Raw genomic sequence first — 697 nt, forward strand, 5'->3', positions numbered from 1 at the left:
TAATAAAAATAAGATGCTCTGAATTTTGATTTGGGGCATTTTTTATTGATTTTTATATCTAGTTAAATAACTAGATATAAACATGGGTTTCCCAACAAAAATTCAACTGATAAAAAGGGCCAAAAGCGAACAATGGTATATCAATTTTCCTGCGGCAGTTGCACAAGCTATGGAATTTGAAAAAGGCGAGGTGGTGGAATGGGTCATTGAAGACAAAAAGAAGATGATATTAAAGAGAAGCACCCCGGATCCATCTGCCGATGAGAAAAAAAAACCTCAATAACTACTACTCTGGAAGCGTTCGAAGAGCTTTTCTCCAGGTGTGGGTCAGCTTTCAGACAAACACGAACTATGCTTAGAGCAAGGGATTTAGCTTATGGTATTATAAATTGTGTAGGCAGGCACACTATAACAGGTTTTCTGGCCTCATATGGAAAGCTGTTTGAAGACTGGAGTGCTGACTACCGTCTGTTTCAGCGGGAACGGATGGAGGTTGATGAGTTATTCAATGTGGTCCGGAAGGAGGTAGTTGCCCAACTTCCCTGCAGACAACCGGTCTGTGCACACATGGATGATAGTATTTTAAAGAAAACGGGCAAGAAAGTGGAGGGTGCCGCATGGCGAAGAGATCCCTTGGGGCCCCCTTTTCATACCAACTTCATCTGGGGACAAAGATTCATACAACTTTCCATATCCC

At 41.9% G+C, this 697-nt stretch carries 2 protein-coding genes; both read left to right on the forward strand.

The annotated features are described in order from the left end of the window. Positions 1-82: 82 nt before the first annotated feature. Positions 83-283 (forward strand): hypothetical protein, encoded by a 201-nt coding sequence (locus tag C900_RS17940; protein ID WP_009581552.1) that lies wholly within the window; start codon positions 83-85, stop codon positions 281-283. Between the two features lie 68 nt (positions 284-351). After that, on the forward strand, positions 352-697 hold a 346-nt coding region (locus tag C900_RS17945; RefSeq protein WP_040497049.1), incomplete at its 3' end, for a hypothetical protein.

Origin of the sequence: Fulvivirga imtechensis AK7, assembly GCF_000331535.1 — a bacterium.
In the GTDB taxonomy this organism is placed as follows: Bacteria; Bacteroidota; Bacteroidia; order Cytophagales; family Cyclobacteriaceae; genus Fulvivirga; species Fulvivirga imtechensis.

Bases quoted from the DNA above. Each gene is read 5' to 3' on its own strand.
- C900_RS17940 (WP_009581552.1), top strand. From the start codon at position 83: ATGGGTTTCCCAACAAAAATTCAACTGATAAAAAGGGCCAAAAGCGAA.